Origin of the sequence: Enterococcus sp. DIV1083b (genome assembly GCF_051713705.1) — a bacterium.
GTDB classification, from domain to species: domain Bacteria; phylum Bacillota; class Bacilli; order Lactobacillales; family Enterococcaceae; genus Enterococcus_D; species Enterococcus_D casseliflavus.
In genome coordinates this window covers 530174-551796 of sequence record NZ_JBIOQJ010000001.1, presented here as the reverse complement: position 1 = coordinate 551796, position 21623 = coordinate 530174, and the positions used below count along the sequence as shown (strand labels likewise).

21 protein-coding genes are annotated in these 21623 nt (G+C 32.8%); 6 read left to right on the top strand and 15 right to left on the bottom strand.

The window, feature by feature from the left end; translation table 11 throughout:
• Positions 1-528: 528 nt before the first annotated feature.
• From IGI69_RS02555 to IGI69_RS02540, 4 genes are all read left to right on the top strand, one after another.
• Positions 529-837, top strand: coding sequence for a hypothetical protein (locus tag IGI69_RS02555; protein ID WP_438739610.1), 309 nt, complete (start codon positions 529-531; stop codon positions 835-837).
• Between the two features lie 123 nt (positions 838-960).
• Positions 961-1470, top strand: a complete 510-nt coding sequence (locus IGI69_RS02550) for a GNAT family N-acetyltransferase (protein WP_438739608.1) — start codon at positions 961-963, stop codon at positions 1468-1470.
• Positions 1471-1609: 139 nt separating this feature from the next.
• Complete coding sequence (locus tag IGI69_RS02545) at positions 1610-2011, top strand: VOC family protein (RefSeq protein WP_438739606.1); 402 nt, start codon at positions 1610-1612, stop codon at positions 2009-2011.
• Between the two features lie 295 nt (positions 2012-2306).
• Complete coding sequence (locus IGI69_RS02540; protein WP_368741949.1) at positions 2307-2603, top strand: YciI family protein; 297 nt, start codon at positions 2307-2309, stop codon at positions 2601-2603.
• Positions 2604-3530: 927 nt separating this feature from the next.
• Here IGI69_RS02540 and IGI69_RS02535 read toward each other — a convergent pair.
• The 14 genes from IGI69_RS02535 to IGI69_RS02470 form a co-directional block, all read right to left on the bottom strand.
• Positions 3531-4349, bottom strand: coding sequence for a hypothetical protein (locus IGI69_RS02535; RefSeq protein WP_438739603.1), 819 nt, complete (start codon positions 4347-4349; stop codon positions 3531-3533).
• A gap of 31 nt (positions 4350-4380) precedes the next feature.
• Positions 4381-5517 carry a hypothetical protein gene (locus IGI69_RS02530; protein WP_438739601.1) on the bottom strand — a complete coding sequence of 379 codons (1137 nt, stop codon included), beginning with the start codon at positions 5515-5517 and terminating at the stop codon, positions 4381-4383.
• 745 nt (positions 5518-6262) lie between these two features.
• Positions 6263-8497 carry a S8 family peptidase gene (locus IGI69_RS02525; RefSeq protein WP_002337862.1) on the bottom strand — a complete coding sequence of 745 codons (2235 nt, stop codon included), beginning with the start codon at positions 8495-8497 and terminating at the stop codon, positions 6263-6265.
• Positions 8490-9599, bottom strand: coding sequence for an AAA family ATPase (locus IGI69_RS02520; protein ID WP_002337863.1), 1110 nt, complete (start codon positions 9597-9599; stop codon positions 8490-8492). Before IGI69_RS02520 ends, IGI69_RS02525 begins: the two co-directional genes overlap by 8 nt.
• Positions 9600-9997: 398 nt before the next feature.
• Entirely contained in the window at positions 9998-10312 is a 315-nt protein-coding gene (locus IGI69_RS02515; RefSeq protein ID WP_010778232.1) for a hypothetical protein, read from the bottom strand.
• A 76-nt stretch (positions 10313-10388) separates the two neighbouring features.
• Positions 10389-10883, bottom strand: coding sequence for a hypothetical protein (locus tag IGI69_RS02510; protein ID WP_002337865.1), 495 nt, complete (start codon positions 10881-10883; stop codon positions 10389-10391).
• The gene (locus tag IGI69_RS02505; RefSeq protein ID WP_002337866.1) at positions 10876-11190 is read right to left on the bottom strand and encodes a hypothetical protein; all 315 of its coding nucleotides are present in this window, start codon (positions 11188-11190) and stop codon (positions 10876-10878) included. Before IGI69_RS02505 ends, IGI69_RS02510 begins: the two co-directional genes overlap by 8 nt.
• 214 nt (positions 11191-11404) lie before the next feature.
• Complete coding sequence (locus IGI69_RS02500) at positions 11405-12796, bottom strand: relaxase/mobilization nuclease domain-containing protein (RefSeq protein ID WP_142973111.1); 1392 nt, start codon at positions 12794-12796, stop codon at positions 11405-11407.
• Positions 12781-13392 carry a plasmid mobilization protein gene (locus IGI69_RS02495; protein WP_002337868.1) on the bottom strand — a complete coding sequence of 204 codons (612 nt, stop codon included), beginning with the start codon at positions 13390-13392 and terminating at the stop codon, positions 12781-12783. Before IGI69_RS02495 ends, IGI69_RS02500 begins: the two co-directional genes overlap by 16 nt.
• Positions 13393-13395: 3 nt before the next feature.
• On the bottom strand, positions 13396-13593 hold the full coding sequence (locus tag IGI69_RS02490; RefSeq protein ID WP_010778233.1) for a hypothetical protein: 198 nt from the start codon (positions 13591-13593) through the stop codon (positions 13396-13398).
• Between the two features lie 14 nt (positions 13594-13607).
• Complete coding sequence (locus IGI69_RS02485; RefSeq protein WP_010778234.1) at positions 13608-16268, bottom strand: pLS20_p028 family conjugation system transmembrane protein; 2661 nt, start codon at positions 16266-16268, stop codon at positions 13608-13610.
• Positions 16255-16473 (bottom strand): hypothetical protein, encoded by a 219-nt coding sequence (locus tag IGI69_RS02480; protein WP_002337871.1) that lies wholly within the window; start codon positions 16471-16473, stop codon positions 16255-16257. Before IGI69_RS02480 ends, IGI69_RS02485 begins: the two co-directional genes overlap by 14 nt.
• Positions 16470-17345 (bottom strand): hypothetical protein, encoded by an 876-nt coding sequence (locus IGI69_RS02475; RefSeq protein WP_025480856.1) that lies wholly within the window; start codon positions 17343-17345, stop codon positions 16470-16472. The genes IGI69_RS02480 and IGI69_RS02475 overlap by 4 nt, the downstream gene beginning before the upstream one ends.
• A gap of 269 nt (positions 17346-17614) precedes the next feature.
• Positions 17615-17917, bottom strand: coding sequence for a helix-turn-helix domain-containing protein (locus IGI69_RS02470; protein ID WP_002313373.1), 303 nt, complete (start codon positions 17915-17917; stop codon positions 17615-17617).
• 201 nt (positions 17918-18118) lie between these two features.
• On the opposite strand from IGI69_RS02470, the gene IGI69_RS02465 reads away from it, so the two are divergent.
• Both IGI69_RS02465 and IGI69_RS02460 read left to right on the top strand, forming a co-directional pair.
• Complete coding sequence (locus tag IGI69_RS02465; protein ID WP_010778236.1) at positions 18119-18916, top strand: helix-turn-helix domain-containing protein; 798 nt, start codon at positions 18119-18121, stop codon at positions 18914-18916.
• A gap of 50 nt (positions 18917-18966) precedes the next feature.
• Positions 18967-20109, top strand: a complete 1143-nt coding sequence (locus IGI69_RS02460; RefSeq protein ID WP_002337874.1) for a tyrosine-type recombinase/integrase — start codon at positions 18967-18969, stop codon at positions 20107-20109.
• Positions 20110-20206: 97 nt separating this feature from the next.
• On the opposite strand, the gene sufB is transcribed toward IGI69_RS02460, so the two are convergent.
• A complete protein-coding gene (sufB, locus tag IGI69_RS02455) occupies positions 20207-21598 on the bottom strand; it encodes a Fe-S cluster assembly protein SufB (RefSeq protein WP_005232103.1) in 1392 nt (463 codons plus the stop codon).
• Positions 21599-21623 lie beyond the last annotated feature (25 nt).

The window sequence follows — 21623 nt, the reverse complement described above, 5'->3', positions numbered from 1 at the left end:
TATTTTATAATTTTAATTTGACCAAATTATTTAATATGAGATAATCATTTACGAAAGGATGATTTGATGAACTATACAGTTACCAACCTAAGACATCTGCGGATCGCTCAAATTTCTTTGTTAACATACTATATTTATTTAGCCTTCCATGACAATATTTTCAAAGCTATTCCATTACTTTTTATCAGTGGATTTTTAGATTCCGTATACCCGCCAGACTACGCAAGCCAGTCATTTTGGTTCCCTTATAAAAAGAAAACAATATTTTTAAAAAGCAACAATTTGTTTCTAGAAAGAGCATTGGAAATCTTAATCATAATTGTTCTTGGTGTTTTTTTATCGCTTGTTTTTTAAATTAAAGGAACAACTTGTGATTGCTGGTTCCCTTTTAGCCAACGACTGAATCCTTTTTCTATTGCTCACTACTTTTTATCCATTTGCTTATTAAATTAGATTTACCAAATAAATAACGAATCCTTCACTGTTGAGATGACGCTAGTATCTAGTCGAAAGGAAAGGTGATTTTTTATGAAAAGAATTTGTTTTGTCTTAGTTTTGAGCAATGGATTATCTTACACACCATTAACTCCAGGTGTTCTTTATCAAAGAGACACAAGCCTCAAAGACTATTTTTCACCGTTTTACGACGTTTCAATCAATTATCTGAGAGATAAAGATACTGTTGATTACTTGGTCCTTCCTGAGCCATTTGCTCCTTTTGATAATGAAAATAACCTCCCTATCATAAAAGTTCCTTCAAAATTTTTTCTGACTAAAGACTTTGAAAAAATTAAGGATTACATTGATGACTACTTTAAAGAAAACGCGGATAAGTAATACTATCCTCGATCGTTTTACGCCCTTACTGATTGATACCGTTATCAATCAGTTTTTTCGTCGGGTAATGGACTAATAATCAGATATTTTGTACACTTAACTTAAAAATATAAGGAGATATACATGGATTTCTATTTCAAAGAATTAAAGTCTAACTCAGAGATTAGCCAGTTTTGGGAGAAGAAAAGACAATATGAAGAAAGTGACATTTTCCCCAATCTTCCAGAAAGCGGTGCCGAATTAGATGAAATCGTAGAGTGGTTTCGCTCTTCCGAATATTACGAACTAATCATGGATCTTCATAATTCTCCAATAGAGGAAGATTCTCGGCTGGAATTTGTATTCATATACAATAATCAACAAGAATATATTGGATTTACTACTTATAAAATCTACTTCTCGGAAGATTCAAAAGCATTTATTCTCGATTTTTGTATCGATAAACCTTTTAGGAACCAAGGAGTAGGTAGCCGCATTGTTTCTGAATTAAAGAATTACCTTAAAGCAAAGAACGCTCTATATATCGCTTTAAATGCCTCCAATGAACATAATCAGCGATTTTGGCAAAACCAAGGTTTTATTCCTCAATACGTTGATGAAAACGGCGAAGTAATCTATTTTTGTGTTCTTTAATAGATATAGATTCCTACCATATATGTTTTAGTTGACTATTTGGCAGATAGCTAATTCAAAATTTTCCGATCCCTACGAAAAAAATGAAAGAAGCGAGCAACTTCTTTGTGATACTATCAATAAAAAGGAGAATTTTTGTATGCTTATCCCAGCTATAAGTTTTCAAGGAAATTGTGAAAATGCAATAAAATTTTATCAAGAGGCGTTAGACGCTCAAATTAAGTCCATCGTTTATGCGAGTGAAGCACCGATAGATTCAGGCTTAGATCCTGAGATGCCTGATGATTTCATTATGGACTCAGAAATCATCATCGACGGTCAGAGAATCATGATGACAGACGGCAGACTAAATAGACCAGCAAATGATTTTTTCTCCTTTTGTCTTGTAAAAGAATCCGCTGATGAAGTTACTACTATTTTCAATAGCCTCTCGATAGATGGAAAAATAATTGATCCCCTTGCACCAGTGTTCTGGTCCTCGCTCTATGGTATGGTTGAAGATAAATACGGTATCACATGGATGATCATGACCTCGCATTAGCATACTGCCTTTTACTTACTACTCTTTTAGCTATTTTTTGTTTCAACAAATTGGGTGAATAGCTGATCGAACCCTTCTGTACATTATTCAAAATATCGATAACTCGTTTAAAATTCTTTTGGTATAATCTTCTTGTTAGGCCCGATATGTAAAAAAACATGTCATTTGTTGATCATATACTTAAAGAGCAGGGTAATTAACTCAACATCTTTGAATATAAGTGATAGCATTCAGTAAAAACTATTGTCTGAAAAAGCAAAACAGGCATAAAGTAAAATATGGAGGATTCCCCAACATGAAGAATTTATTTATTTTAGAATTGACCTATCAAAAAGATTTAAGCCAAGTAGAAAAATTTCTTCCCCCACATAATCAATATCTACAAAAAAACTATGATTCAGGTCATTTTATCTGCTCTGGACGTAAAAATCCTAGAACAGGAGGAATCATATTAGCAAGTTTTTCCTCCAAAGACGAGGCACAATCTATTATCAAAGAAGATCCATTTTTAATTCATGGTATTGCTACTTATTCTATTATCGAATTTGTTCCTACTAAATTCAGAAGTGACTTTACATTTAATAGTTTGTAATGAGGGCGACTGATCCATATTGGTCGCTTTTTATTTCAATCAATTCCACTATTCTTCTATTAACAAAACGATTAACTCAATTCACTCACCTGAATTACCAGCAAGTGATGAGGAATGTTTTTCCGTTTATACACATAAATTAGACAATCGTATTTTTAACTCGTTTGCGTTTTAAATTAATCACGAAGCTTTTTTGTAAGAAAATTGATAGTAGAATAACGAATAAACAAGTTGAATGAAATGACCGTATATGCTGAAGAATTAGTATAAGTGTCGAAGTCGTAGTAACCAAAAAAAATTGTAATCTTCCTGTGAGCTGCGAAAGATAGTCATGGTGCGGTTTTTCTATGCAGATTTCCACTATGGTCACACTTTTTTACCAATAAAAAATGACAAAAAGGAGCACTCCTAAGAGTACTCCTTTTTCATTATTTAATGGAAAACAGTAAGATACTAATCAGATCAACGGAGCTCTGATAGTAATGGTGTATCCCAAACCCTTCCAATGACTATATTGAATAACGTAGGTATATGAGTCGTGTCATAGAAGCACTTCTTTCGGTCAGGGATGTATTACTGATACCTTATCATGGCACATGGTATCGTCCAGAACTTATCCAATATCGTATCCAAAAAAAACAAGTAGATAAGTTATTTAAGGAATTGAAGATGCTACACTTCAGTCATTAGGTTGTCTCAATTATGAATAGATGAAGATATTTGTTATTCAACGTTTCTTTAATCAGTGAAATTAATATTTAGTTAATAATTATGATAGATAGAACAGTTGAACGTATACCAACTATGTGGGTGCTTTGATTAAAAACTATACTTTTCCTTTAATTATTAACTGATGGTTAACTGATTAATATATTTCCAGAAATAATTAAAAACTTCTCAGGTCTAAGTTTTTTAATTTACCAGCTTTCAGGACTGTTCATTCTTATTTAATTTTGTGGCTAATAAGCTGATAATCATATTTCTCTCAAAATAATTGTCTGTAGATTTAAAAACTATCTCTAAATCATTCATATCAAAATCTTTTGACATTATTTTCTTTCTATATTCAAAGATTGTTTTCGGTAAATACTGAGCTTTAGTATAAAATTCAGCATCAGTCATTGAGTCACTATAATACTTTTGCTCAGGCCCTCCTTGAGGGTTTATACTCGCTAAAATAGCGACTGTCTGTTTTGCTAGATTGAGAAAGGATTTCGCATTTTCTACAGATATTTGTTTTCTGACTTCAGAATCCGCTAATTCTTTTGTAATATCACCAAACGCCTTCAATCCTTCATAAATATTATTATTAAAAATATTTATGCCATATAAGAAATCAATAGCTAAACCATAGGTGATATCATCTTTTTTTAAATACTGTTCAAGGAAAATGTATGCTAATCCAGTAGCAAAATCTTCTATAATACCGAACGAAACAGAAATTGATCGGACGGGATCAGTCTCAATAAAACTTTCACTATTTAGAAAACTTTTTTTCCCTTTAGGTAACAGATCAAAGCCAAAATCAGCACCCACTGGAATCTTTAAAAAGATAGGTGATAATTTTTCATCAATATCCTTTATCGCTAAATTAATTTCTATCTCTTTATACTTAACTGATGTTGCTTTTGTGATTCTGTCTAAAATAGATTTCAATTGTGATTTAAATAAGATGAGGAATAATAAAACAACAACAGGAAATGAAATACCCTCATATACTTTTAAAATAAATTCAATTAATCCCATTTAATTTCCAATCCTCTCCTACTGCTTATAGTTATAGTGTACTTTCCCCTTCCTTGATTATATCTAATATTTTTTGCCTATCCAATTGATATTTTTCTATAATATTAGGGTGTATATCGAGTATATTTTGTGAATTGATAGTTCTGTGTGGCAATCCAGAAAACGCGATATAGCATCTCTCCTTTGTCCATAATTCTTCATCATTGCCAATAAAATCCGTGATTTTAGGATAATATTTTTTACCAACTTTCGTGTTAACGTTTTTTAAATACGTATATAGTAAAAAATCCTTGTATCTATTTTGGTTTGCGTAAGTATTTTTAAAATAATAGTTTTTAAGGCTTTTCAAAAAGATGGTAGTATATATAAATTCGTAAATTTTCCGAATGATAATCAAATTATATCCATAAGTTATTCCAACAGAGCGAATTAATTGCATTTCTAAAGTAGAATAGCCTCTGATATGTTTAGTAGTTTTTACATAAACCTTTGCCTTTTGATATTTCTGAGACATAGTATTGATTTTCCTAAATTGACTTATTTTGTATTTTAAGAATTCGAATGAAAAAAAATTATAGGTGTTTTCTCTAATCCTATATGTTCTGTCTTCCATATCAACAAGCATATTGAATATCTCAGAATCAATTTTATTGAATGGCACCATATTAATTGAAGGTTTAAACGCCACCAAAAGATCATTTATATTCTTGATTTTAAATTTTTCAGAAGTTATTTTAACGATTCCAGTTACAAACAATAAGACAGAAATACATTGGAAGAAAAGCTTCACATCCTCAAAAGGACAATCTATTCTTGTTGACAGATAATTACTTAACTTAAAGCTAGTCAATAAAATGGATGAAATAATATATACAATTCCATATTGAAAATTGATAACAAAAAGGTAATCCAACACCTTATACCTGATTTTAGTTATTATTTTCATTTTAGAGTCGTCAGGCGTTAGTACTTCCAAAAAAAGAAAAGTACTAATTATCAAAAATAGAATTGTAGTAATAATATTAAATATTTTCAAAAAACCTATTCCAAATGTAGTAAGATATAAAATAATGATTTTTTGATTTTCTCTGAAAGAGGAATAATTGAAGATAGTTATGCACGCGAATATATATAGAAAAAAATAATTATTTCCAAATAAATCAGACATTGTTCACCTCACACATTTGATAAGAATTTCATGTAACTTAAGGGCATACCCTTAAGTTACATATCTCATTCATTATTATACCAGTATCTCTTTGTAACATATAAGGGGGTAACACAACAATTTTAAATGAATAGCTACAAGTAACCATCGAAGCAAGTTTTCGTACGACACCTGCAAAAGTGATAGCGCAGCTAAAATTTTGATGTTAGTTTAAAAAGAGTGGAGAATAAATAATATTTCTCATACATTGCCATGGTTCAAAAGGATAAAACAGTAAGAATTAGAAATATTCTTTATAGGTATCTTTCAATAATATTAAAATTCAAAAAAAAAACAAATCATTGAAACATAAAAAAATATATCTTTAGAATCACTCTTAAAGTAAAATAAAAAAACTTCAAATGCTGGTATATCAACATTTGAAGTTCATACTATATGATTACCCCACAGACCCTTCCAATGACTCTTTTGGGAAGCAATGGAACGGAACAGGCTTTAAATAAAGATTTCATTTAACAAATTTCCATAGACTGACAGTGTATATTATCAGGTAATATCATCGAGAACGTAGCCAATATCGTAGCCAAAACAGCAGGTAGAGAAGTTATTTGGAGAATCAATTATTTCACATCAATACAGAGATTGATTTACTATTTGTAATCCAGTTTTGTAAAATAGTTTCGGTTGGTAACCAAACTTATTTTAACATACTGTATCAAGCTTTCGAAAAGCAACATGTTAATTATTACACTTGTTGTCTTCCCTCGGATCTCACCTGAATTGATTGTAATATAGGATACTTGGACATCACATTGTCGTAAATACTTGTATCTTTTACAAATCTAACAGTCACTACTAATACATATTCAATTCTATCTCGATTTTCTGATCTAGATAGACCATGTAGACGAATAAAGGGCCTTTTCAATCCATGTACTCGTTTTCGTATTCTTTGAGTTTTTGATGTATCCCACTTTAAAAATTTATTTCTTCTTTCAGTTTCATCTAAATATTTTGAAGGCTGCTTTTGGGGATAAGAACTTTTTTTAAAGCCTTCCTCTAATAATACTTCTGCTGAAGCTTTGCCTTCCTCAGATGATAAATCAACATAGATTGTCTTATCTCCTTTACGAAAAGGGTACTTGTCAGCGTTTGGGTAGAAATCATCTTCTATTCCATATTCTGTATACTTATCAGTATTATCAGGGTTGATTTTTGTTTTAGTCACAAGAGTCCAAGTGAACTCCGCTGTCTTAGCAATTGTCTCTTCTGGTATCGGAATAGGTAATATTACATATCCTTTTGCAGAAATAATTCCAGAATACATAATTCTAATCTCATCCTCTTCAGAAGCAATCAATTGAACCGATCCTTTGTCAAACTCGCCCTTCCCTTCAAATTGAATATCTTTAGCAGAAGATATCCGTAAAGCCAGAGAGTGTTCTAACAGGGCACGAGCTTCCCAAACATTAAAATCCGGATATTCATTCAAAATTAAAGCTAACTTTCTTGCTACATTCGGAGCAGAAAAAGAGGTGCCTTGTACTTTATTTAAAAAGTAATTGGACGAAGAAATTGTGTATATTGGATCAATAGGAAGTAACCCCCCATGATCAATTAAGTCAGGTTTGAGTTTAGCACCTTCCCTACCTAATCCAATAGAACTGTACGGACTCGTAATTTTGTTTTCATGATGTTTATAGTAAGCAGAAACTGTAAGATTATTAACAGCATCACCAGGTATTTGAATTCTTTTAGCAATACCGGTATGTTCACCCGTATTGCCTGCCGCAATAACAAAAATAATATCATTTTCATAAGCTATTTGATCCAAAATCCTAGTTAATGAAGAAACAACCTCATCTTGTATAGGTCCAACTGGTCCAATCGAAAGATTCCAAACCCGAATATTAGAATACTTAGGAACTATTTCCATTATCATCTTATCCAAAGTTAAAAGGTTAAACTCCATATCTTCCTCTGACGGTAATGCACGAATGCTCTGAACTCTGAAAGAGGGCACTAGCTCTCCTCCGCCATTCTGACCGTCTAACTCTCCATAAAGAAGCACACTAGCTACCGATGATCCATGTTCTATAAACCGCGAACTAGCAGGAGCTGTTGATTCATGAATTTGCTCTACGGGCAAAAAGAAGTTATTCGATTTTGAAACTCCTCCATCAATTAAACCAATCCAAGGTAATTGCTTTACAGATTCACTATCCAAACTTATATCAGTATATTTATTAAGTATCTGTTCAGGAAAAAAATTATCAGCTGAAAATTCTCTGTTTTCTGAAGAATAAGCAGCTCTCAATGGATTAAAATTCCTCAAATTAATTAATTTTTCATTTGTCAATTTGCATACTATAAATACCACATTGTTAACAGTGTGAATAAAACTATATTCATTGCTATTTAATCCTGTTATTGCCTGAAATTTTGAAAGTAGCTCTTCAATATTCTCTACTGAATGAAAAACTAATTCATATGATTTACTTTCACTATCGTCAAAAATGAGCGGTTTTAATAACGAAATTTCTTCCATTCTACGAATTTCTTTTTGCTGTATTTGTACAGAAGAATCACTTATCGCCAAAGAAAGAGCTTCAATATTATCTTTAGTGCCAAAAAGATAGTCTGATTTTCCTTCTTTTCCTTCATCATCTTTCCAAGAAGATGAACCTATCAATGTAAGTCCTGAGTCTCGATATATTGAAGATACCTGATAAGATTTTGCAAGAAAACCATTTGGGTAACTAATTCTAAAATAAATGTTCTTCAAAATGTTTTCTTGTGGCAATTCTTCTACATCTAATCTTAATTGGTTGATTTGAGGTAACAAATATTCCTTAGCTTGAGCTAAATTTCTTTTGTACTTCCGTTCCTCAATCCTTGAGTCTCCTGTTGGGGGTGGTATCACTCCTGTTTCTGCAAGAGCTTTCCCATTAATAACTAATAAGTGTTTCTTTTCATTCAACTTCAGATACCCCCTTCAAATATCTTTGCACAGAACTTTTTGAAATATTCATTAATTCACCAATATCCCTTGTAGTCAGGTTGGGATAATTGGATTTCAAATATTTAACCAAAAAAACTTTTTTTTCGAGACTTAGTTTTGGGACTTCTAACTGGTTCATAATTGTTAAAAATGGATTTTTGCCCTTAATAACCTTGAGACGCAAACCTTGTTGAGAATATATTTCTATTTCTGCAGGAGAAAAGCCATTACTTACTTCTGCTAAAATATGTAATTCATCTCTTGTTAGTTGACTTTTTGAATACATATCCCAAAGCTTTAGACGATTCTCTTTATCTGGTAAACCAACCTTAATTTTCTCATCAAATCTCCGCCATACCGCATTATCAAGATTTTCTTTGTCGTTTGTTGTAGCAATAATTAAGCCTTCACCTTCCCAATTATCCAAACCAGTTAATACGGAATTGACAATTCGTCTCATTTCCCCTACATCATTCATTGAATATCTACCCACTGCAATACTATCAAATTCATCAAAGACTATTATCGCTTTTTTTGAACTCAAAGATTTAAATAGCTTGGTAATAGTTTTTCCTGAATCTCCCAAATAACTTGAAAAAAGAGTAGGTATATTAACTAAAAGAAAATCTAGTCCTAATTCATATGCTAACGCTTCACCTATTGATGATTTTCCAGTTCCAGGTGGTCCGTTCAAAATGATTTTTTGGCTCAACTTTATTTCTAATTCATTTAACTTTTCTCTATTACGATAAGATACGATAATGTCATCAATCTGAGTAAATGTTTCCCTATTTAAAATTAAATCTGATAAACTTTTTGTTGGTCTTTTTCGATAAACATAAGACTCAATACCCTCAAAATCTTTATTTTCTTGATAAAATCGAGTCAGTTTTTGATCTGGATATAAACCTGCTTGATGCTTTGAAAGAAGCTCAGACAACTTTTCTGAAATCTTCTTCGTATCCTCCTCTTTAGCAAGTAATCTGATAATTGATAGTAAAATAGCTTCGAACGAACTATTATCATTACTAAAACTTGCCTCTACAAGGTCTGGAAGATAATTTATTATATTTTTTTTCATGAAATACTCCTTCCTAGCCTGTCCCTAAACACTAAAATAAATTAAAAAAGGGACAAAAAAACAAAATATCATTGATATAAAAGCTTTTAAATACTCCATTTTCCTGTCCCATACATTATACGTTATCTTAACTTAATAAGGAAGACATATCAAGAATTTTAGACTATTATTTCGAAATAAATACGATCTGTGCGATCATAACACAAGATATACCTCATAATTATATACCTCTTTTTTACCCCAATAATTCTCTTGTAGCACATGTGGATGTAACAATAGGTTATTATTTATTCTAAAGACGACAAGTAGTCACTTAAACAAACCTTAGACATCTGTAAAATCTTCAAAAAAAGAAGCGTTGAAAGACGGAACTTTTCTTCAACGCTTCTTTTTTTGATTTAGTTTACAGTCCTACCTGAGCGAATAATCTGATTTCTAAACTCTCGAAAAACTTCTTGTGGTTGATAATAGTCTGTATCTATTTCAAATATTTCCGAAAACAATTCAAGGAACTTTTCTACTGAAATGATAATGTTACCATCTTCCTCTTGGCTGTTTTCTTTTATTTCTGCTTCTAATTCAAATAAATCTAGTGACGAACTAAAATCATAAATCCTGTCATATTGAACAAAAAAATCAAGAAAAAGTTGCTCAAACTCTTCCTTATTTATCACTAGTGTTTCAAGCGGATCAACTTTATTTTCTTCAGCCATTCTTCCAATTTCCTCACTTTCATTTTCAAAAATCACAAAAATGATATTAACTTAAAAGCCACTAATAAAATAAGACTTACAAAGTGAAGGGTAAGCCAACAAAATAACCATTTGCTCTACGTACTACGATTTGGTAATCCTGCCTTTCACTTGGTAATTCATAATAGTAATTTATTGTTTCTGCTCTGCCACTTTCAATATACTCTGGATTATCTAATATCATAGCATACTCATAAAGCTCTTCACCATCCTTATTTTCAATCGACCATTGTTGCGGACATATCGGATTTTCTGTATCATTTTTAAGTGTATAGGTCACTTGTAATACACGATCATGTTGTGCAAATTCATTTCTTTTTTCGGTCAATTCAATATTTTTAAATGTTAATTCAACCCCATCTGCCTGATAAGTTTCACCTATTTTTAAATCTTTTGTTACAATTTTTATTGGCTTTTCTTCTGGAAAATATTTTGCTTTAATTGTTAAATAACTTCCAAAAAGAATCAATCCTAGTAACACTAAAAGGATTCCTTTAACGAGCCACTGAAACGGGAAGTAAACTTTAAACATCTTTTTTCTCCTCCGTTTTGTATTTATTTTGTAGAGAATACGATAACTTTTGATCAATATCATCCAGCTTTTCAATTACTTCATTACTTATCATTGATTCTAATTCTGAAATTTTTTGTTCAAATTTAATGCTTTCAGGATCATTAAATTTATTATTTGATAGACTAGCTAACACTGGTAAATTTGAAACCATAACACGAAACATATTTGCCTTGGAACCAAAAAATCCTTTGTTTTGGTTGTAAAAATTGTTGAATATTTCTTTAGTTTCATCTGAAGCCGAGACTTTAAAATATGGATAGTTCATTTTTTTCTTCCACCTTTCTTTTTTGGAAGGGAGTCTGTAGGGAGCTTGCTCCCTCAGAGATTTACCCACCATCTAACTTGCCAGAGAGTAGCCTAGCGTGAGCGGGGCGGATTGACTGGCAAGTAAATGGGTAGCTGGCGTATGTCCTAAAAACTGCTTCTTTCCAAGCAACTCTTCATAGGCAAAAAACTGGAAAGTCCACTAACAAGCCCATTCAGAATTCCATTTCAAAATTTTGTTGCCTCTTTTGCTGATTTTCAATCATTTGTTGTGTGAATTCATAATCCTTTTTAGCACGATACATTTTTACATCGTCATTCATTATGCGACTGATTTGATAGTGAATCTGTTTAGCAGAAGGTGTATGAGAACAATTTTTAAAACCCTCTGCCGGTAGAATTAACTCTTTCTGATCAGTCTTTTTAATAGAAATTGTTTTACTTTTCGCACTACGTAAAGTTTGAGGATTCACATCCGTATGAAGTTTAATCGTGTATTCTTGATCATCTTCTAAATACATTGTATTTACAAAATGCTTGTCTACCTCTCGCAAGAAGTCATCATATTTAATGAATTTTTCATCGCCTTCACGGTCGCTAAATTGCTTTTGTGCGATGGAATCTAATTCCACAAACGGTACATTTAACTCACCAGTTTTGTAATTTACTCCACTAATTAGCGACATAACTTGCTCTCTTTCCATATTAAAAAAATTTTTTATATGTGATTCTTCTAAATTCTTTTCAAGTTGTTCAGAAACAGATTCAAATGAATATCTTTTCCCTAACTTTCTTGCACTAAAAGTACGTTCGACATACTGACTTTTTTCTTTTCTAGATTGTTTATCTCTTCCTAAAGTAATTAACTCATCTCTACGCTCATAGAAATTTACATCTTGTTTGTAAAGAACATAGCCAAGTTTGTTATTTGTTTTTGAAAATTGATAAACTTCAATGTTATATTCTTTTGCCAAATGATCCGAAAAATCTTCAAAAGAATTCACTTTGCATTTTTCCAACGTTGCTTCGATCGCATTTTGCACAAACTCTTGATAATTAATTTTTCCATATTTCATCTTAGAAGGATCGTTTGAATAAAGATTGGTTCTCTTTTCTAAGTTTTCATAGTACTCATTATTCACTGATTCAAGACCATGTTCATTGAGGACTTGATCGTTAATTTTTCGCATTCGTTCTAAATCTTTAGGGTCAATACGCAACCTTTTACATGTTTCCATGTTAATATTATTAATGACAAGATGACTATGAAAATGATCTTTATCATTGTGACTTGCAACAATGATTTGTGTATTTGGAAAAGCTTTCTCTGCAAATTCGACAGCTATTTCGTGCATTTTATTAATACTTAACTCTTTAGAAGTACTCTTATCAAACGAATGAATAACATGAAACGCTTGTGCTATATCTTTAGATTTATTCATCTTGGTACGTACTAAATTCATTTCTTGCAGTGCTTCCTCACTATCATCACTACAATTTATTCCTGAGACTGCAACACATTTTTCTTTTTTTGAAGGATTAGCTGCATATTGTAATAGCGAGGATAAATTTTTCTTGCGTCCTTTCGATGTTATAGTAGCTCCCAAAGTTGTTTCACCTCATGTTTTAAACTTGCAATAGTCTGAATCGAATGAATTAAATTTCGATCAACTTTTCGGGAATACTCTTCTTTCGAATCTGGTCTAGTTTGCTTTTCTACCCAATATTCGAAATATTCTTTTTCTACCTCTGATAATTTAAAAAAAGAGGGAGCATTCCGATTGGACTCCAAAAAAATGTCATCTGGATAACTAATCATCAACTTTTTTGCTATGCTATTCGCAAGTTCATCTTTAAAAATGTTGTAACGGCTAGCGTCAAAACTAAAATGTAGGCTCTTTTCTTTCTTATTTTCAGATTGTTCTCTAAAATATTTAGCAATGATATTTAATGCTTTTACCGCTTGATTCAAATTGTTTCCAATTTGATTTAACTGTTTGATTAAAGCTACCCTATCATCTTCATCTAACAACGGCGGTTCATATTTGAGTCCCTTTAACCGCTCACGACAAACGTCTGCTCTAGAAATTCCTCTTTGTTTTGCAATCAATGTCAGTTCAAGATAAGTCTTTTTATCAACACGAAAATTTAAGGCCTCACTATGTTTGCGATTTTTTTCGTACATTTTTTGTTTATCATCCATTGATTATCCCCTCACATTTTTTTCTAAAGAGCAACATTTGAAATTGCTCTCTATTTCATTTTTCATATTTAATTCTTCTTGAATCATCAGTTCAAGATAATTAGTGACCGTGATTTTTTCATTTGTTGCATTCTTTACTGATTCACATAATTCGTCAAGTTCTAAGAAATCATGCGTACTAATCTTTAGAATTAATTGCATGACAATCCCCCCTTTTATTTTTTTAATAGATTATCGAAAAGCGGATTAGGATCATTAAGTGTATCTCTGAATAATTCGTTATCTTCATAAGTGAATCTTCGTCTTGGTTTTGATCCCTTATCATTTTCACGAATTTCACTATCAATAATCACTGTTTCATGATTTGAATCAAATTTTTTCGCTGACTTTCTGTCTTCAACGATATTGATTTTTTGTGTTTTTTCTTTCATTTCTCCACTATCTTTTTGAACGTTCTCCCAAACATCTACTGTTTTGAATCCTTGACTACTTGTAGAACTTTTTACATTTTCTCGGACATCTACTGTTTTTGGTTGACCTGCACTGCTACCTTGCACATTCTCTCGGACATCCACTGATTTAAACCCTTGACTACTTGTAGAATTTTGTACATTTTCTCGAACATCTACTGTTTTTGGTTGACTTGTACTGCTACTTTGCAGATTTTCTCGAACATCAATTGTCTTAGTACCTTGACCATTTGAAGAACTTTGTAAATTCTCTCTTACATCAACATTCCGTCCGACATGACCATTCAATGAACCTTGAATATTTTCTCGGACATTTACTGATCGGCCACCTTGACTACTTGTAGAATTTTGTAGATTTTCTTTGACCAATTTTTCTAATCCGGTATTTGAATTTTTAGTTTCTTGGATTCTTTCTTTGGTCAACGCTTCTTTTTCGTCCATATTAGCGCCTGTACGCCCTTCTACACGTTTCCTTAACATTTCCTCACGATTCATTGCTTCAGGCGTGTATTTAGCTTCTTGTCGCTTCTGATTAATTAATTCTTCAGCAGACTTAGCTTGACCGTGCATAGCATTTTTACGTTCTTCAATATCTTGTTGAACTTTTTGCTGAATTGCACTTACAGGATTATTATTCGATTCAGCATTATTTTTCATTGCTTCACGCATACGTTCAGAACTAGACATAATTCTATCGGCATTTTCAACCTTAGCACCATCTTTTCTATCCGAAAGACGTGTTGGCATGGAATCAGCATATTTTCCAGTTTCATCTTCTTTATTTTTAGCTAACATAGGTTTGCTATTTTTATTAATAGCGGACACTGTACCATCATCTAAACCTTCTTTGAACTTATTCTTAGTATCATTAGCCATATCACGCATACTCTTAAATGGTTTTGTTGCTCTTTCACTAGCCATTGTAGCTCCATCTGAAGCTAAACCTGATAATCCACGTTCATGGGCATATCCCAAAGCTCTTCCAGTTTTGCCAGCTTTCTTTGATAAAGTTTCGCCGAAATTCTTTTCTGGTTTTCGATCTTCTCCTTCTCCGCTGTCTGATCCATTTCCATTTCCGCTTCCTTTAGCACGATTAAATCCATTTGATCCTTTTCTAAACAGCATTGCACCCATGCCGAATGCTGAAGCAAGCTGGCCATAGCCTTCTTTTAAACCAATATCCACGCCAAAGTAACGCATGACTGTTCCACTACCCTTTATTAGAACGAACACGGCACAGATATAAGCAATTGTTTTTATAAAAATATTTGTTGAGATACCTTCGCCAGCGTTTAGATAATTTATGAACATTGCAAACATAGACAATCCGAATCCTTGAAATCCGACTGTCAAATAGCACTGTAAAATATCTGACAAAACTTGTTTTGATCGTTGTCCTGTTTCTAAGTCAGTAGCAAATACTAAAACTCCGAGTACACGTTTGAATGCTAGCTCGAGTATTGCTGTAATTATAATGAAAGCACTAAAAACATACGCTACCGCTAAAGCAATCAATCCAAATGAAATTCCCCACAGGTTCGCTTGATAGCGATAATATCCTGATTTGATACCATCAACAAAGGTTGACAAAAAATTATCTGAAAATTTAGTAGCAACAAATTCATTATCAGAATTTTCAACTAATTCATAACGCAGGTTATCAGCTGTTGAGTTCTCTTTTTCCATTTTATCAATTACATTATCTGTCAATACTTGCGTAAGATCCGTTTTCCAAAAATTTTCTTTTGTTAGATTATTCCGGTCATTCGTTTTGTTAATCATTGAATACTGATCTGTTTTATTGATATAAGCTAAATCAGTGACCCCTTGTTCAATCAGCGACCACGCCACGCCTTCGTCCGAATTTGTAATCGTAGTCGTATCATTATAAAATGTTTTAGAAAACTCTATTCCACTGTGAATCAAAGTCGGCATTAAAAGAATCAATGCAATCGACATAACTACGTTCATTCCAACCGATTTTAAGTCTAAAGTCCCTTTTCCAGTCACCATTTTATATCCAATAATCATTAGTGAGAGTACCATCAATCCAATAACAATTGTATTTAAAACTGACTGATAGACTTTGTTCAATCCGGTACTTTCTACAAAGCTAAACAAATCTAAAACCTCGGGAATCATATTTTGAATGCCATCGACAACAGCGAACATTGATTTTATAACAGACCAGCCTATCCACATACCGAACTGGCTGTAAAAATTTCCGTTATATTTTTTCAAATAATTCTGATAAAGTGGATTAGTTAAAAACTCAGTTTGACTCTCAGTATCATCAAACCAGTTGAAAATACTGCCTTCTGCAACGTTACTCGTAAAAATAATCATAGCTGTTAGAATAAGAAAACTAATCGACAACCAATTAATTTTACTCTTAATTACCTTCATTGTTACCTCCCTCAGCCCATTTTTTTAGGCTCTCAGAAAGCTTCTGAGCTGTTTTTCTGTCAATTATGATGTGAGTTACACATTTGTCATTTTCAGATCTTAAATCGAGAACTACAGTATTGAAGCAGATACTCTCGATTAGTTCGAGAGTATCTGTGTTTTGATCAAGACACCATATTTGATCTATTAGACGATTTTTAATCATGTTTTTTCTCCTTCTAACCAATTATGCATAGGGATTTTAGGTAACTCTTTAATTCCGAAGGCTTTATTGAATTGATCTGTAGTTTCTATATTTTCTAGAAGCTGATTTTTATATCTAATTTGAAGTCCCTTTAGAAAAAACTTTGTGTAATCGAATAGTCCTTGATCTGTTTTTGCTTGAAAAACGCATGCTTTATGTTGTGTTATAATGCATTGAGCGTTAAGATACTGAGTATTTTCATATAAAAATTCAATGATTTTTCTGATATCTTTTATGTCTACATTAGCGTTTTTCAAATAGTGATACACTTGAAATAATTTTCGACCATCTTCGTTATTTGCTTCATAAAGAACACTAATCTTACTGTAAATCCTCTTTATATTAATATCCTCTTCTTCCATAACGGGAGTAGTCTTTGATGTGTTCTGTGAAGTAGTCTTTGTATACGTATATACGAATTTGTACATACCTCTACCTTTTTTTAAAGAGACATATCTCTTTTTTTCGATAACCCTCTGACGGATTTTCGACACATACTCCTTTTTTTCACGATCTAAAGCAGGAAAAGTAATTTCTATCAATTTATGTACATTTAAAACAATGTACATAACATTTGATAATGTAACTGCTCTTTGCTCATAATAAATATTTCTAAAAACTCTTTTGATAATTCCCTTTTTCTCTAAGTACACAATTGCATCTTTTATAGCTCTTTCTGATAGTCCTGTTTTTTTGCTTAATTGCTTATATGATTTTTGCAAAATATCTTCAATAAATTTCTTTTTATATCCAATTAACTGGCCCTCATCGTTAAAAATTTTTTGAGGTCTGTACCAGTAAGTAATTTCTGCTAAGATAACTATTGCATTCAAATAGGGCTTCTCAACGCCTTTTTTCGTTTTTTTTCTTAATTGACCGTACCACGAATGTGGAATTACATTTCCGTCAAAATTTATTTCTCTAAGTTTGTCAACTACAACATTTCCAGAAGAAAACACCTTTTCACCTTCTTTTTGATATAATAGCTATAAATAAAGTTTTCTCAGAACTTTATTGTCGAGTGCTTCCTGTGGTCGCCAAACTATCGGGAGCACTCTTTTATATATTTTTTTCAATTCTTTTCAATACTAAATTTGCTATTTCATCTTCTCTCAAAACTTTCACCTCTCTTCATTCGAGCAAACATAAACTCATTAACTGCCTTTTTCGAATAAAATTTTCTTGCCCCTAATTCAACGACGGGCAATCCCTCATTTCTCACAGCATTTTTTAAAAAGTTTTCGCTCACATTTAAGTATTCTGCCATTTCCTTTTGATTTAGATATTCTCTTGTCATACCCGCATTTTCTTGAGCCTTCTCAATCGCTTTTGTAGCAATCTGATAAAACTGCTTTAGAAACATTTCCTCCTGCTCTTCTGAGATCATTAATTTTATTGCTTCCACAAAAACCTCTCCTTTTTGATTGTTCTATAACTTCTCTACCTAACAAATTATTACTTTTTGTTACAAAATATCGTGAAGTAACAAAAAGTAACAATTTACATCATTAATATACTATCGTCTCCTATTAATGTCAATTGTTTTTTTGTCTTTTTTTGTTACTTGATATATAATGAAACCAAATTCCATAAGAGAGGTGATTGTATGAAACCAAATCCTGTTGAAACAGGTAAAAGAATTAAATCAATTCGTTCTAATTTTGGAATGACTATGGAACAATTTGCAGATTTAATTGGAAATGCTCAAAAAGGAAATATTAACAATTGGGAACGAGGATTCTCCCTTCCCAACAAAGAAAGATTAATTAAAATTGCTGAATTAAGTAACAAAACTATCGACTGGATTAAATGGGGAACTTTGGAAGAATACATAGCTTCATACCTTAAAGATTCAGGGTATGAACTATATATTAAAGACTTCCCAGAGATACCTCACAAAGTCTTTAATGACATTCAAGAAAGATATAGTAATACGTTTTCGCTAAATAAAGACTATGAGTTGTTGAATCCTATAATAAAAAATATATTTACAAAATATTACTCAAAAGATTTTGAAATTTATCTAAATGAGATACTTGCTAATAATATCAATCCTCTTATCGAAGAGTACGCTAGTCAGAAACACTCTATCTCTAAAGAGTTATTTTTCAAAAGAGCCAACAGTAAACTTCAAGACAAAATAAGAAATGGTGATTTCAAATACGGTGAAAAAGAAACACTGATTGATTCTTTAAAACAGCTATTAGACGAAATGGACTTAGCCTATCAAGATATTTCAGAGTATTCATCTGTCGAGGATTTCTTTTATAAAATTACTAAAAACCAATTTGAAACAGAAAAATTCATTTCTGATCTTAGCAAAAAATACAATTTTCCATATGAGAAAAATAGTATAATCGCAACATTTCTAACTAATAATCACGATAAATTTAAAAACAATTGATTCTTCAAATAACTTCTCTACCTGCAATCATGAAGTAAGGAGAGAATCAAATGGCAACATTTTTTTGTTATAAATTACAAAATGGCGAAAAATATTGGGGATTTGAAACTTATTTAGGAAAAGATCCCAAGACTGGAAAAGATATACGTACAAAGCGTAGAAGATTCAAGTCAAAAGCTGAGGCGCAAACAGCACTTAATAGACTACTTGTAGACTTTAAAGAAAAACAAGAGTTTAAAATAAATGTTACAACTTTTCAAGAGTTGTATGAATTATGGATTGATAACTACAGAACAAGAGTAAAACCGTCTTCTGTTGCCGTTGCTCAACGTTTTTGCAAGAACCATATATTACCTGCTTTTGGGGAATTACGATTGGATAAAATAAGTGTTAGTTATTGTCAAAAACAGGTGAATGAGTGGCACAAAACATTAAAACAATATGGTTTCTTGAGAAAAACAACTGCTCAAATATTTAAATTTGGAGTAGCAATGGAAGTCTGTAAGGATAATCCTATGTCTAAAACATTGCTTCCAAGAAAAATTGAAGAAGAACAACCCTTGAAGTTTTACACGAAAGATCAATTACAACTGTTTTTACAGAATACTAAAGAAAATAATTCAGTTAAACTGTACACTTTTTTCCGTTTATTAGCTTATACAGGAATGCGTAAAAGCGAAGCATTGGCGCTTCAATGGGAAGATATAGACTATTTCAATAAAACAATAACAATTGGTAAAACTATCGCTCAAGACGAGTTTAATCAAGTAGTTCTACAAGTACCTAAAACTAAAAATTCATCAAGAACGATTCAGCTTGATGATTTTACACTTAAACAACTGCGTATTTGGCAACAAGAACAAATGAAAATAATGATCTTATATGGCTATAACACGAATTCACCAAAACAGTTTCTTTTCACTACAAACACAAACAAGTTGTACTACCCCCAAGTAGTAAACGATTGGTTAGACTGGATTTACAAAAAGACACCGATGGAGCCTCAAATTACTCCACATGGATTTAGGCATACCCACTGTAGCTTATTGTTTGAAAGTGGTGCGTCGATAAAAGAAGTACAGGAACGATTAGGTCATAAAGATATTAAAACTACCATGAATATCTATGCTCATGTCACACCACAATCTGTTAAGAAAACTGGTGACCGATTTGCAAAATTTATGGGCGAATAATTCCAAACGTAGCCAAAAACGTAGCCAACCATTAAAATACAAATAAAAAAACGCTCGAAACGCTTTAATATCAACGTTTCGAGCAATGAAATAGTTATTAACCCACAGACCCTTCCATCTCATAACTAATCAACCGGTTCAATTCGACTGCGTATTCCATCGGTAATTCTTTGGTGAATGGTTCGACGAATCCCATGACGATCATTTCGGTTGCTTCGCTTTCGGAGAGGCCGCGACTCATTAGGTAGTATAGTTGTTCTTCTGAGATTTTGGAGACTTTGGCTTCGTGTTCTAGGGACACTTGGCTGTTGTGAATCTCATTGAATGGGATGGTATCGGATTTCGATAGGTCATCCATGATGATAGTGTCACACTCGATATGGGAGATAGAGCCTGCGCTCTTCTTGCCGAAGGTGACTTGTCCACGATAGTTTACTGCACCGCCGTCTTTAGAAATTGATTTTGAGACGATGGAGCTGGAGGTATTTGGTGCGTTATGGATCATTTTTGCACCAGTATCTTGGATTTGGTTGGCACCTGCAAAGGCAATGGAAAGCATCGTGCCTCGTGCGCCTTTGCCATCAAGATACACACTTGGGTATTTCATGGTTGTTTTGGCACCTAGGTTGCCATCGATCCATTCAACGGTAGCACCTTCTAAGGCTTTGGCCCTTTTGGTTACTAGGTTGTAGACGTTGTCTGACCAGTTTTGAATGGTGGTGTAGCGGCAGTAAGCGTCTTTTAGGGTAAAAATTTCAACGATGGCTGCGTGCAAACTATTGCTTGAATAGGTTGGGGCGGTACAGCCTTCGACGTAATGGACGCTGGCGCCTTCGTCAACGATGATCAATGTGCGTTCGAACTGACCAGTATTTTCGGCATTGATTCGGAAATAGGTTTGTAATGGCACATCGACACGAACGCCTTTTGGTACATAGATAAAGGTACCACCTGACCAAACGGCTGAGTTTAAAGCAGCAAGCTTGTTATCGGTTGGTGGGACTAATTTTGAGAAGTATTGTTTGAACAGCTCAGGGTATTCCTTCAAGGCTGAATCGGTATCGGTAAAGACGATGCCAAGTTTTTCAAACTCTTCTTTCATGTTGTGGTAAACGACTTCTGATTCGTATTGGGCAGAAGCGCCGGCCAGGTATGCCCGCTCGGCTTCTGGAATACCAATGCGCTCAAAGGTCTCTTTGATTTTTTCTGGTACGTCATCCCAATCACGGGCAGGACGATCACTTGGTTTTTGGTAATATTTGATGGCATCAAAATCGATGTCAGACAGGTCTGGGCCCCAGTTTTGCATGGGCATCTTGTTGAAGGCTTCAAGAGACTTCAAGCGGAACTCAAGCATCCATTCTGGCTCTTGCTTGACCCGTGAGATTTCACGGACGATGTCTTCGGTCAATCCTTCGCCGGTACTAAAAACAGGCTGCACGTCATCGTGGAAGCCAAATTTATATTCTTCTAATTCGGGTACACCCATGGTTCTCACTCCTTTTGTAGTGCGG